This is a genomic window from Bartonella sp. MR63HLJHH (assembly GCF_042194155.1).
Classification (GTDB): domain Bacteria; phylum Pseudomonadota; class Alphaproteobacteria; order Rhizobiales; family Rhizobiaceae; genus Bartonella; species Bartonella grahamii.
Genome location: NZ_JBHIMN010000001.1, coordinates 155763 through 169691, shown reverse-complemented (window position 1 = coordinate 169691; position 13929 = coordinate 155763). Strand labels below are relative to the sequence as shown.

Below are 13929 nucleotides of genomic sequence, written 5' to 3'. Positions count from 1 at the left end.
CGCCCTAAATGACGGAGTTTTACGACATAACAGTACAATCTCATTTCATCATTCTCTTCATTATATATCGACAGATATTGAATCTAGTTCTGATATACGGTAAATGTTTAATGTGGTTATTCCATAAATAACTGATCAGAACATTAAGCTTTAAAAAAGCAGATAGAATATTGTAAATTGAACACAGGAATGGACTAACTTATGAGTGATGAAATAACCTCAGCGGCACAAAGTGATGATTATGGCGCTTCTTCTATCAAAGTCCTCAAAGGCCTTGATGCTGTACGCAAACGTCCTGGTATGTATATCGGTGATACTGATGATGGATCGGGTTTACACCATATGGTCTATGAAGTTGTAGACAATGCTATCGATGAAGCTTTAGCCGGTCATGCTACTCTTGTAAACGTTACACTCCATGCTGATGGTTCTTGTTCTGTTCGTGATAATGGACGTGGAATTCCGACAGATATCCATCCAACAGAAGGTGTTTCTGCAGCTGAAGTTATTATGACACAGCTTCATGCCGGCGGAAAGTTTGATCAAAACTCTTATAAAGTTTCAGGTGGATTACACGGTGTTGGCGTCTCTGTTGTGAATGCATTATCCGTTTGGCTTAAATTGCAAATCAGACGGAATGGTAAAATTCATGAAATATCATTTACCCACGGAGTGGCTGATGCTCCATTAAAAGTTATTGGCGATTGCGATAGAGAAAGTGGAACAGAAATCAGATTTTTACCAAGTTCTGAAACTTTTACTATGGTTGAGTTTGATTTTGAAACTTTGGAGCGCCGTTTACGGGAATTAGCCTTTCTAAATTCTGGCGTTTATATTCTCCTTGTTGACGAGCGTCATGCTGATACTAAATCAATTGAATTACATTATGAAGGTGGATTAACGGAGTTTGTCAAATATATTGATCAATCAAAAAAAGCTCTGCTTGATAATCCTATTTACATTGCAAGTGAAAAAGATGGTATGAGCGTTGATGTTGCCCTATGGTGGAATGATTCCTATCATGAGAAGGTCCTGTGTTTTACCAATAATATTCCTCAGCGTGACGGTGGAACTCATTTGATAGGTTTTAGAAGTGCCCTTACGCGCCAAATTAATGGCTATGCTGAATCTTCAGGTATTGCTAAAAAAGAAAAAGTAAACTTAACCGGTGATGACTGCCGTGAAGGATTAACAGCTATTCTTTCTGTGAAAGTTCCTGATCCAAAGTTTTCTTCACAAACAAAGGATAAGTTAGTCTCTTCTGAAGTGCGTCCTATTGTTGAAAATTTGGTCAATGAAGGTCTTTCAGTATGGCTGGAAGAACATCCTCATGAAGCAAAACTTCTCATTAGTAAAGTGGTAGAAGCTGCAACAGCACGTGAAGCAGCACGCAAAGCACGTGAACTCACAAGACGAAAAGGGGCGCTTGATATCACTTCTTTACCAGGAAAACTTGCCGATTGCCAAGAACGTGATCCTGCAAAATCAGAAATCTTTATTGTCGAGGGGGATTCGGCTGGCGGTTCAGCAAAAAGTGGGCGCTCACGTCAAAATCAAGCAATTTTACCCCTTCGTGGTAAAATTCTCAATGTTGAACGAGCACGTTTCGACCGCATGCTCTCATCTGATATGATTGGAACACTTATTACAGCTCTTGGAACGTCTATCGGTAAAGATGAATTTTCACCGGATAAATTACGTTATCATAAGATTATTATCATGACAGATGCGGACGTTGATGGAGCCCATATTCGTACTCTGCTGCTCACTTTCTTTTTTAGACAAATGCCCGAGTTGATTGAACGTGGGCATCTTTATATTGCTCAGCCTCCTCTTTATAAAGTATCGCGTGGAAAATCTTCCCAATATATTAAAAATGAAGCAGCATTTGAAGAATTCTTGATCGATACTGGATTAGAAGAAACAACGCTTGAGCTTTCAACGGGAGAAGTTCGTGCAGGGGCTGATTTGTATCAACTCGCTAAAGATGCTCGTATATTACGTCAACTTTTAGATGGTCTTCATACCCGTTATGACCGTAATATCGTTGAACAAGCAGCAATCGTTGGCGCTTTTAATCTTGAAGTCTTTGCAACACAAGAAAAAGCGCAAAAAATAGCAGATACTATAGCACACCGCCTTAATCTGATTGCTGATGATATGGAACAAGGTTGGAGTGGACAATATACAGCAGATGGAAACTTATGTTTTGAGCGTATTTTGCGTGGTGTTAAAGATGTTGTTACGCTTGATGTGGGACTTATAAATTCAACTGACGCACGCCAAATTGATCGCATTTCCCAAAATTTTATCGACATATATCATCCTCCTGTTCTTTTACGTCGCAAAGATAAAACAGAGCGTATTTTTGGTCCTATGAGCCTTTTAGAGAGCATTTTTACAAACGGTAAAAAAGGTATTACTCTTCAACGTTATAAAGGTCTTGGGGAAATGAATGCTGAACAGCTTTGGGAAACAACGCTTGATCCTAATGCACGTTCTCTTTTACAAGTAAAAATTAATGATGCAACCGATGCAGATTCACTCTTTTCTCGTCTCATGGGTGATGAAGTTGAACCTAGACGTATTTTTATTCAAGACAATGCCTTAAGCGTTGCCAATCTTGATATCTAAAGGTACTCTTCTGTTTTTAGCTGTGTAAATGTCGCAGTTTTATACGTTGTTTTTTCGTATTTGAACATTCCCTCTTTATTTCATTTACGATAAAAGAAAAATAAGGAAGGTCATACACATGGCAGTTGAAACAGAACGTGTAGGAGCCAAGGGTGGCATGGAGCACTCTTTTGGTTTTACAAGAGTAGATGAAACACAAAAACAATCCATGGTGGATGGTGTGTTTCATTCTGTTGCTGAAAATTATGACAAGATGAATGATATCTTATCATTAGGGTTACACCGTGTGTGGAAAAATTCCATGATTGCTTGGCTTTCCCCACCAGCACTTTCTCATTGGAAAGTTCTTGATGTCGCTGGCGGTACAGGTGATATTGCTTTTCGTATTCTCAATGCTTCACGCCAAAAAGCCCATGCTACAGTGCTTGATATTAACGGCTCAATGCTCAACATTGGCAAAAAGCGCGCACAAAAAAATGGTCTTGCCCCTCTGATTGATTTTGTTGAAGCCAATGCAGAAAATCTACCTTTTGAAGATCAAAGCTTTGACGCTTACACTATTGCTTTTGGAATTCGCAATGTTCCTCATATTGATCAAGCTCTTAGAGAAGCTTTTCGTGTTTTAAAGCTCGGTGGACGTTTTTTATGTTTAGAATTTTCAAATGTCGAGACGCCTCTGCTGGATAAAATTTATGATCTTTGGTCTTTCCATGCTATCCCTAAGCTTGGTCAATTTATTGCAAATGATGGTGATGCTTATCGTTATTTGGTTGAATCTATCCGCAAATTTCCTAAGCAAGATGATTTTGCCCATATGATCAAGCATGCAGGATTTTCGCGGGTATCGTACCGCAATCTCACCGGTGCGATTGCAGCGCTGCATTCAGGTTGGAAAATTTAAAAATGGTGCAAATTTCCCCTTACCTTCAATTGATGCATGCAGGATGGGTTTTAGCACGTGAAGGTGTTTTAAGTGCTCTTCCTCATGATGATCTTCAAGGATTTCCAGCGCTATGTCATCGTATAGCGAGTGCATTAGCACGACGCAAAACGAAAAAAAAACAGCGATCTGAAAATATTTCGTATGCCATTAATAAGCTTGGACCCTCTTACATAAAACTTGGTCAATTTCTTGCCACAAGACCTGATATTGTTGGGCGTGATATTGCGGAAGATTTGTCACAACTACAAGATCGTGTCCAAACATTTTCTTGCACTGCTGCTGTTGCTCAAATTGAAAGTTCTCTTGGTCGCTCTATCGATGATTTATTCATAAATTTTTATCCCCCCATTGCTGCAGCTTCTATTGCTCAAGTTCATCCAGCTGAATACAGTGATGAAACTGGTCATACGAAAAAATGTGCTGTAAAAGTTATTCGTCCTAATATCAGAGCACGTTTTTCTAAAGATCTTAGAGGATTCTATCTCATTGCTCACTTACAAGAGCGCTATATCCCTGCCTCTCGAAGGCTTCGTCCTGTTCGTGTGGTAGATACTTTAGCACAAACAACACGCATTGAAATGGATTTACGTTTAGAAGCAGCGGCTATATCTGAAATGGCTGAAAATATTCAACATGATACAGGCTTTCGGGTTCCACGTATTGACTGGGAACGGACAGGACGTAATGTTCTTACAATGGAATGGATTGATGGTATCAGAATATCCGAAATTTCCAAACTCAAAGAAGCAGGATTTGATTTGCAGGCGCTTGCCATTACGCTTATTCAATCTTTTCTTCGTCATACATTGCGTGATGGTTTTTTTCACGCTGATATGCATCCTGGTAATTTATTTGTAGATGCAAAAGGATGTATTGTTGCTGTTGATCTAGGCATTACAGGAAGGCTTGGCAAAAAAGAAAAGCATTTCCTTGCTGAAATCCTTTATGGCTTTATTACCCGTGATTATCATCGGGTTGCACGCGCCCATTTTGAAGCCGGTTATGTTCCTTCACACCATAACATTGAAAGCTTTGCGCAAGCCAACCGCGCTATTGGCGAACCAATACATGGACAATCAGCACAAAGTATTTCCATGGCTAAATTGCTCACTTTATTGTTTGAAGTCACTGAATTATTTGACATGCAAACGCGACCTGAACTTTTATTGCTGCAAAAAACGATGGTTGTCGTGGAAGGTGTTGCCCGCACATTAGACCCCACTTTTAATATGTGGAAAGCTTCTGAACCTGTTGTCAAAGAATGGATTAGTAAAAATTTGGGACCTGTAGGCGTTGCAAAAGACTTTAGTGAAGGAGCGCAAGCTCTCCTTTCGCTGGCACGCAAAACACCACAATTGGTTCAAAATTTCCAACGGATAGAAGAAGATTTCGATCAAATGAGAAAAACAGGTTTTAATCTTTCTCCTGCCACCATCAAACAACTTGCTGTCGAACAAAGTCGTAGAAACCGTTATGGTCGTTATAGTCTTTTCATCATTGCGCTTTGTTGCGTTTGTCTCACTTTTTACTTTTTTCATCTTTTCTAATTTCCTTAATATGCTAAAAATATCAACGATGAAATCATTGCAATCATTTTATTTCTTGGAGGTATTTTATGGCCAGTATTACTATTCGTAACCTGTCTCCTGAAACCAAAGAAGCTTTGCGCATACGTGCCGCGCAAAATGGTATTTCTATGGAAGAAGAAGTCCGACGCCTTTTAAGCAATCCCACTTCTCTCACCACACAACTCTCTCATACTAGTGCTGTTGAAGTGCAATCATTGAAATCAAAATCTCTCCTTCTTATTATTGGGGGAAGTATTGCATCCTATAAAGCACTTGATTTGATTCGCCGTTTACAAGAACGTGGAGCACACTTAAAAGTTGTGATGACAAAAGCAGCGCAAAAATTTATTACGCCTTTAGCTGCTGAAGCTTTAAGCAGTGGTACTGTATATACTGATTTATTTTCACGCGAAGAAGAACACGATATTGGACATATCCGATTAGCACGTAATGCTGACCTTATTATTTTAGCCCCTGCTACAGCCAATCGCATTGCAAAAATAGCCAATGGCATAGGAGATGATCTGGCTGATTGCATCCTTTTAGCGGCACGCTGTCCACTCTTAATTGCACCCGCTATGAATCCGTCCATGTGGGCGCATCCAGCCACTATTCGCAATGTTGCACAACTGCGCGCAGATGGCGTTCATATCATTGGACCAGAAATCGGAAATATGGCTGAACGTGACGAGATAGGATATGGGCGCATGAGCGAACCTTTAACGATTGTCGCTACCATAGAGGCTCTTTTGAATGTGCATGAAAAACCTCTCTCTGACCGCCATTTCATCGTTACCTCTGGCCCTACCCATGAACCAATTGATCCAGTGCGTTATCTTGCTAATCGGTCTTCAGGTAAACAAGGTCATGCCATCGCAACTGCTCTTGCGCATTTGGGTGCAAAAGTAACACTTATTTGTGGACCTGTTAATCTTGCAGACCCACAAGAAGTAAAAACCATTCATGTTGAAACAGCACAACAGATGTTACAAGCCGTTCAAACCGCATTGCCTGCTGATGGTGCCATTTTTGTCGCCGCTGTTTGTGATTGGCGCAGTCAAACGCAGTCTTTACACAAAATTAAAAAGAATGCTCATAAAATACCACCATCCCTTCATATGGTCGAAAATCCTGACATTTTAGCAATGATTGGACACGCTCCAAATCGCCCCTCATTGGTCATTGGTTTTGCTGCTGAAACATGTGATATTATTGCCAATGCGCAAAAAAAATGTGTTGAAAAAGGAGCTGATTTCATTCTTGCTAATGATATTTCTCTTCAACTAGATGGCACAAGTGTCATGGGTGCTGATACAAATCAAGTTTATCTCGTGAGTAAGGAAAAAGTTGAACAATGGCCCCATATGAGTAAACAACACGTAGCGCAAAAATTAGCAAACATGATTGTATCATTTTTTGCCCCCCAGACACCTACTCCTCATGAGGAAAATATACCCCATTTCAAATAATAACTCTTCAAATGCATTCATATTAAAACACCTTATAAAATAGAACTAACAATAGGTGTCTATCTATCTCGATTAGTATACAATATTTTGAGTTATAATGATCATCTAGCGTTGTTCATATTAAATTAGAATCCTGAATATCGTAAGATTCTCTCATTTCAACTCTCTCTCATGTTGAATCAATAAAAACCATTTTCTTGCACGTTGCAAAGAAGGATAGCCGTATGAATACAAAACGTTTAAGAAAGAACTAAAAACGCTTATAATGGACCGTCTCAAGAACAGAGCTGTCGAGCAATACTGAGAGAATGATGGTGCCCGCAGTGCTCTTTTATTAAGTGTAAAGATAGTGGTGCCCTATAAGTTTTATATTATTCACGAGAGCTTTACCCTTATACCATTCACAAGCACTGTTGGGAAATGGGTGTGACGAGCGTTGGGAAATGTTTCTTTAAAAAATTCTATTTCACCCATAGCCATCATAAAAAGTAGGATCTATTGCACCTCTGTTTCCCCAGCTTATAAAAAACAAGCTATTATTTACTTTGCCTACCATCAATTTTGAGAAAGCTCTTGCACTGGATAGAGTTTATAAAAGCATTTTCTTTCTTCAATGTTTTTATCCCCATATTAGTCCTATTTATGATGTGCAAATAAATGCTTTTGATTGTTTCATGATGAGAGCAGCTAATAAGAAAATATGACAACTTTACTTGGGGCTCTTATTCACTATGAAAAATAATGTATAAATCAATGTATTATAACATCTCAATGCAATTTGAAGCATATCTCACACTGATGCTCATAAAGAATGTAAACAAAATTCATTGCACCACTGTCTATAAGTTTATGAAACTGACGCCTTTATTATTTTCCTCAGTGATCGGTCTTTAAAATTAAATGTGTGTGTCCTCTCTCCAGCATACCAAGACCACAAAGACTAGGATTTGATCCATGATATCCTCACATTGTGATGTTTCATGAGAAGCATTTTTAGTCCTTTATCGAAAGCTTTGTATCCATACACTGGTCTCGCCTATAATGTGCAAGTAAATAATTTTTTGATGTTGAATAAAGGCTTTGAAATTAAAGAATATTTCTATATTTTGGATTCTTATTCAAGTTGAAAATGATCAATTCTCTTCATAAATTAGTGGTGTTATTATCTAAAAATTATTTGATACAGTGCACCACTTATATGAAAAGTGCTTCAATGAATTCTTACTTCATTGCACTTATAGCTTTTAAAATTCAAAATCTCATCATTTTTAATCATCAGTGGTGTCTCCCACTCTTTGCTTCTTCTCAAGAAATTACCCTTCCATGGGATATGGACAGTCAATCGCCTAAGCTTATTTTTTCCACTTCTATCATATTAATCATTCTGTTGCCCAAATCAGAATATCTACAAGCTACTACGTTACTCCTATTCCATTGAACTCAATATGTTTTGAATAAAAGCGAGAGGCAAAAGCATGCCGCCAAATAGTATAAAAGTACAGAGCATTAGGAATTGTGCAAAACAATTAAGCACGTAGATAAACGAAATTAGACAACTCTACTGAATAAATAGAAGTCAACAACTTTCCTCCCAAATAGTTCTTATTCCTTAATTTTTACATATATCATATAAACGCAATAACCTACACTCTGTACAAAAATATTAAAAATTTCTTCTACAACAGCTGCTTTTTAAATTCTTCTTGATTTTTAAAAATCAAAATTTCTATCTATTCAAACTTTATTTTAAACAAAGAAGCCTTAGCCGTTTTTTATAATGTTCTTGAAAAGAAATCTTGTAATTCAAAAAAGAAAAAACTACACCGTACATTCTTTAAATATATTTCTTGTTTTTTTTGCTTCTTTCCTTAGTTTATTAATTTATGATTTTTACTGCTGCCTATCGTGCTTTACAACGTCTTCTGACCTCGCAATATAGTATTATGATACTGAAAGCATTAGGGATTACTTTTTTCATTCTCGCCATTTTATGGTTATGTGTGCACCAACTTTTTATGTCTTACTTTTGGCCTTGGATTGCTCAGTTTTTTCCTGAACTCCCTAGTTGGGCGGGATGGATTGGTTTTAGCATGCTTATCATTTTTAATCTTGGTTTGGCTCTTTTGTTGGCTTTTTTGATTGCACCAATCGCAGCTATGATTGGTGGTTTTTTCATTGACTCTGTTGCTGAAATCATTGAAAAAGAGGATTACCCAAACGAGCCTATTGGACAAGCTTTGCCGTTTCAGCGTTCTCTTATCATTTCCTTTAAATTTGTTATTTTAAGCCTTCTTGGTAATGGAATTGCTTTTATTTTATTCTTCATACCAGGTATTAATTTAATCGCTTTTTACGTTATTAATGGTTATTTGCTTGGTCATGAATATTTCTTGTTTGCTGCTTATCGTTTTCGAACAGAGCAAGATGCACGTGCTTTTTTACATACTCATTACACAACGGTTTTTGGTGCAGGATTATTAATAGCGCTTTTTGTTTCGATTCCAATTCTTAATTTAACAACACCGCTTTTTGCAGCCGCCTTTATGACATATTTACACAAAATGCTTTCCCAAAAGACCATGGCACGCATTACACAAAAATAATGTTATTTGACTTTAAGGCTAATAAAACTTGCCAGCCAAAAAAGCATAATATAAAATTTTATGCTTTATCTTTTATTAAAGTAATATATTGATTTATAACGATAATTTATTGTTTCACAACATGAGTGAAAAACCTAAATATCATGAGGCTTTCTCATTTTAATCCTATTCATATTGGATTAATTGAAATCGTTTGTTAATATGTCACAAACGGAGGTGGTGTGTAGATAAAGGTACTTTCAAAAAGGCGTGAAATATCTTTTATGAATCCTCTCAATGCAAACATTATCGTCACATTAAAACTGGAAAAGAGTATGATGGTATCGATTTGTACCTTCTATTTCAGTAAAAATGAAGAGCATAATGTATTTTATACCATTTACGGAGAGTATATACTCTTCTGAGGACAGTCATTAAGAGAGTTTTGGTGATTATTGAAAAATGTCTTTGTAAAACAAGCATATGAATGAGTAATATAATAGCATTTTTGAGGGTATTCAATTTTAATTGTGAAAAGCGCGCGCTTTAAAGAAACCTTTTGAAAAAAATCTTGCTCTGATGATAACGTTTCGCTAATATGGTGTTATCATGTACATTATCTTAAATGGATTATTTTAGCCTTGTTAAAGCCTTATATTATAAGGTTTCTTTTCTTAAAAACTGTTGATACGAATGATTAATTGGATTTTCATTTTTATTAAAAAATAAGGGGTTTGTTAACCATCGCAAGGAGTGAATTTTAATACCAAAGTAAAAAAATAAAAATTAAAAAACAAGCTATACGTACACAGATAAAAGTATTAAATAGACTCCTTTGTTCCACCGGTAAAGCAAATGTGACTGCTTAGGTTCATATTCTTTCAAATCATGCGAAAGATGTGTAATATTTAAAGGAAGGTTATAAAGATGAACTGGATTACAAATTATGTTCGTCCTAAAATTAACTCTATATTGGGGCGCCGTGAAATTCCAGAAAATCTATGGATTAAAGATCCTACCAGTGGTGAAATGATCTTCCATAAAGATCTGGAAGCTAATCAATTTGTAGCTCCCAATTCTGGCCATCATATGCGTATCAGCGCTAAAAATCGTCTCATGCATTTTTTTGATGATGGTGTTTATACAGCTCTTGAAAATCCAAAAGTTGTAACAGATCCTTTAAAATTTCGTGACGAAAAACGCTATATTGACCGGTTAAAAGATTATCGTTCTAAACTTGGTGTTGATGATAATATTTTAAGTGCACGTGGTACGATTGAAGGCTTACCAATCATTGCGACCGTTCAAGATTTCGCCTTTATGGGTGGATCACTCGGTATGGCTTCAGGAGAAGCTATTATTAAAGCTTTTGATACTGCCATTGCCGAAAGGCGCCCGTTAGTTCTTTTTTCTGCTTCTGGTGGCGCACGCATGCAAGAAGGAACACTCTCGTTGATGCAAATGCCTCGTACAACCGTAGCGATTGAAATGTTGAAAGAAGCAAAACTTCCCTATATTGTTGTGCTGACTAATCCAACCACCGGTGGTGTTACTGCTTCTTACGCCATGCTTGGTGATATTCACATTGCTGAACCTGGCGCTATGATTGGTTTTGCTGGTCCACGTGTGATTCAACAAACTATACGCGAAACCCTACCAGAAGGTTTTCAAAGTAGTGAATATCTGCTCGAACATGGTATGATTGATATGGTTGTATCACGTTTAGAAATGAAAACAACAATTGCGCGTCTTTTACGTTTGATGATGAAACGCCCTGCTGTTTTTGACCCTTCCGATCCATCCCCAACAGACTCTCAAACATCGCTTTCTACAACAAAAGCAGCTTAAATTTATGCAACAAAACCAGATACAAAGGGTGGTGGATGATTTACTAAAAAATTATCCGAAAAAATTTGATCTTTCTTTAGAGCGTATTATTCACCTTTTAGAGCGTCTTGGTAATCCACATTTAAAACTTGCCCCTATTATTCACATCGCTGGAACAAATGGCAAAGGATCTGCCTCAGCGATTTGCCGTGCTCTTTTAGAAAGTGCAGGATACTGCGTTCATGTCTATAGCTCACCTCATCTCGTCAACTGGAATGAACGCTGCCGGTTAGGTCAAAAAGGAGGTGGTCAACTTGTTACAGAAAACCAATTGGCTGAGACAATCCGTGAAATTATAAAAGTAAATCGTCAAGAGCCGATTACTATTTTTGAAATTTTTACAGCCGCTGCCTTTATGCTGTTTAGTACACATCCAGCTGATGTTATCATTTTAGAAGTTGGGTTGGGAGGGCGTTTTGATGCTACCAATGTCATTAACAAACCAGCTGTATCGCTTATTATGCCCATTGATTATGATCATGAGAACTTTCTTGGAAACACAATTGCTCAAATCGCTTTTCAAAAGGGGGGAATTATCAAACCAAATGTTCCAGTAGTCATCGGGAAGCAAAATTATGAAGAAACTCTTGCTACTTTAATACCCCTTGCCGATAAAAATAAAGCACCTTATTCTCTATTTGATCAAGATTATCAAAGTTATAAAGAACATGGACGTATGGTTTTTCAAAACAATCAAGGTCTCATGGATCTTTCACTTCCTAACCTTATTGGAGACCACCAAATTGCCAATGCTGGCGCATCTCTTGAAGCAGTTTGTCAAGCAGGTTTTCAACTTTTAGAACAAACCATAAATGACGCTTTGAAAAATATTTATTGGCCCGCACGGATGCAACATCTTATCCAAGGACATTTGGTTGATCAACTGTCTCCTAATATTGATTTATGGTTAGACGGTGGTCACAATCCTGCTGCTGGAAAAGTTATTGCGGCAGAACTTACACAATGGAGAAAAAAAACAGATCGTCCCATTATTATGATTGCTGGCATGCTCAATACCAAAGATGCTGTCGGTTATTTTCGTTCCTTAGCGAACCTTGTCGATAAAATATATACGATACCGCTGATTAACAATAATGCCAGTATCTCTCCAATAAAATTAGCTGAATCAGCGCAAAAAGCAGGAATCTTTGCTACTCCACAAGCACATCTACAAGATGCTTTGCATAAGATTAGAGCCGAATATAAAGAGGCAATTGTCCTTATTAGTGGTTCCCTTTATCTTGCGGGCGATATTTTACGTGACAATAAAACACCTCCATGCTAGAAATTGATTATTTTAAAGCTTTGAAAGATAGACTTTTTAATCATGCAACTTGATTGTGCACTTTATCAACATCCTAAACTTATTACTGTTTTTGGCGGATCTGGTTTTGTAGGACGACATGTCGTTGAAACTTTGACTAAGCGGGGATATCGCGTTCGTATCGCTGTTCGTTATCCACAAAAAGCTTATTACATGCTCCAAATAGGAGAAGTAGGACAAACCCAAATGCTTAAAACGGATATCAAGCATCGTGCCTCTGTTGCACGCGCGTTGCTTGGAGCTGATGCGGCAGTGTTTTTACCTGGTAGCTTAAAACAAGCAAATCAATCGAATTTTAAAAACACACAAATTGATGGTGCTTACAATGTTGCTGAATTAACAGCACAAGCTGCTATTCCACTCATCTATATGTCAGCACTTGTGGCTAACGAGAATGCTTCATGTCTTTATGCACGTGTTAAGTTTATGGGTGAACAAATCATTCATAACAAGCATCCTCAAGCAATTATTATCCGTCCATCCGTTATCTTTGGACCAGAGGATTGTTTCTTTAACACCTTAGCAGATTTGTCACGTTTTTTACCAATTATGCCTCTTTTTGGGGGTGGGCAAAGCAAATTGCAACCCGTGTATGTTGGTGACGTTGCTGAGTTTATCGCGCGCACTTTAGATGGACAGGTTGCTTGGGGAAAAAATTATGATCTTGGTGGTCCCCAGATTATCACCTTTCAAAATACTCTTGAAAATATACTCAAAATTATTCACCGTAAAAAAACAATCCTATCCATGCCCCTTTCTGCTGGTCTATTGATTGGAGGAATTTTGGGAACTATCGGTAAATTGCCTTTTGTACCAACACTCGTAACAGCCAATCAGATACGTTTTTTGCAAATGGATAACATTGTTTCTAAAGAGGCTATAGAGAATGGATATACTCTAGAAGGTGTGGGAATTACCCCCAGAGCAATGGCTGCATTCTTGCCAAGTTATCTTTGGCGATTTCGTCCACATGGTCAATTTTCCCAAAACTTACTCGTCTAGAATAAATTTTTCCAAAACTGAGTTAATTATTTGATTTATAATTCATAGCTCGTTGTTCGCGGTTCTAAAATCAGAGTGCTCAATAGAGTAATGTCTTTGCATTTTTAATGCTCTATTCAGTATCACAAAAAATGTTTAATCGTATATCTATAGTATTTTGATAAAAATCGTTGAAAACAGGAGAAAAGCACTTCCTATAAACTGTCTTTATCCAAGAACAGATGCAACATTGGAATCCTAAAGAACCGATTCTGAATTGCCTATTCATAAATATGATAACCTATGGCTTTGCATTATATTATTTTGGTAGAAAGCTTAATAATGAGATTAAAGTAAGGTAATACTTCCTTTTTCAACAACCGCATAAGCGAGTAGAATACTCGTATACTACTTTCGATATTATCCCATAAAAAATCGATATAAAAACTATGAAGCAATGCACAATTTTTATTATTTAAAAGGTATTCTCTCTGGAGATTTTTAAAAGCTTTAACGTTACGTGAAAAGGATAGAGTTTTGT

The 13929-nt window shown here is 37.3% G+C and carries 8 protein-coding genes; all 8 read left to right on the top strand.

Annotation, left to right across the window (positions count from 1 at the left end; genetic code table 11):
- Positions 1-201 precede the first annotated feature (201 nt).
- The 8 genes from gyrB (at position 202) to ACFIKQ_RS00650 (ending at position 13409) form a co-directional block, all read left to right on the top strand.
- A complete protein-coding gene (gyrB, locus tag ACFIKQ_RS00685; protein WP_375655576.1) occupies positions 202-2634 on the top strand; it encodes a DNA topoisomerase (ATP-hydrolyzing) subunit B in 2433 nt (810 codons plus the stop codon).
- Positions 2635-2752: 118 nt separating this feature from the next.
- On the top strand, positions 2753-3535 hold the full coding sequence (gene ubiE, locus ACFIKQ_RS00680) for a bifunctional demethylmenaquinone methyltransferase/2-methoxy-6-polyprenyl-1,4-benzoquinol methylase UbiE (RefSeq protein WP_375635382.1): 783 nt from the start codon (positions 2753-2755) through the stop codon (positions 3533-3535).
- Positions 3536-3537: 2 nt separating this feature from the next.
- The gene (gene ubiB / locus ACFIKQ_RS00675) at positions 3538-5124 is read left to right on the top strand and encodes a 2-polyprenylphenol 6-hydroxylase (protein WP_375644366.1); all 1587 of its coding nucleotides are present in this window, start codon (positions 3538-3540) and stop codon (positions 5122-5124) included.
- A gap of 68 nt (positions 5125-5192) precedes the next feature.
- Positions 5193-6614: a bifunctional phosphopantothenoylcysteine decarboxylase/phosphopantothenate--cysteine ligase CoaBC gene (gene coaBC, locus ACFIKQ_RS00670; RefSeq protein WP_375655574.1), complete on the top strand. Its 1422-nt coding sequence runs from the start codon at positions 5193-5195 to the stop codon at positions 6612-6614.
- Between the two features lie 1883 nt (positions 6615-8497).
- Positions 8498-9217 carry a sulfate transporter family protein gene (locus ACFIKQ_RS00665; protein WP_375635379.1) on the top strand — a complete coding sequence of 240 codons (720 nt, stop codon included), beginning with the start codon at positions 8498-8500 and terminating at the stop codon, positions 9215-9217.
- 906 nt (positions 9218-10123) lie between these two features.
- Positions 10124-11044, top strand: a complete 921-nt coding sequence (gene accD / locus ACFIKQ_RS00660) for an acetyl-CoA carboxylase, carboxyltransferase subunit beta (protein ID WP_375635378.1) — start codon at positions 10124-10126, stop codon at positions 11042-11044.
- A gap of 4 nt (positions 11045-11048) precedes the next feature.
- Positions 11049-12368 carry a bifunctional folylpolyglutamate synthase/dihydrofolate synthase gene (locus tag ACFIKQ_RS00655; RefSeq protein WP_375655572.1) on the top strand — a complete coding sequence of 440 codons (1320 nt, stop codon included), beginning with the start codon at positions 11049-11051 and terminating at the stop codon, positions 12366-12368.
- A gap of 42 nt (positions 12369-12410) precedes the next feature.
- On the top strand, positions 12411-13409 hold the full coding sequence (locus ACFIKQ_RS00650; protein ID WP_375655571.1) for a complex I NDUFA9 subunit family protein: 999 nt from the start codon (positions 12411-12413) through the stop codon (positions 13407-13409).
- The last annotated feature ends 520 nt before the right edge of the window (positions 13410-13929 follow it).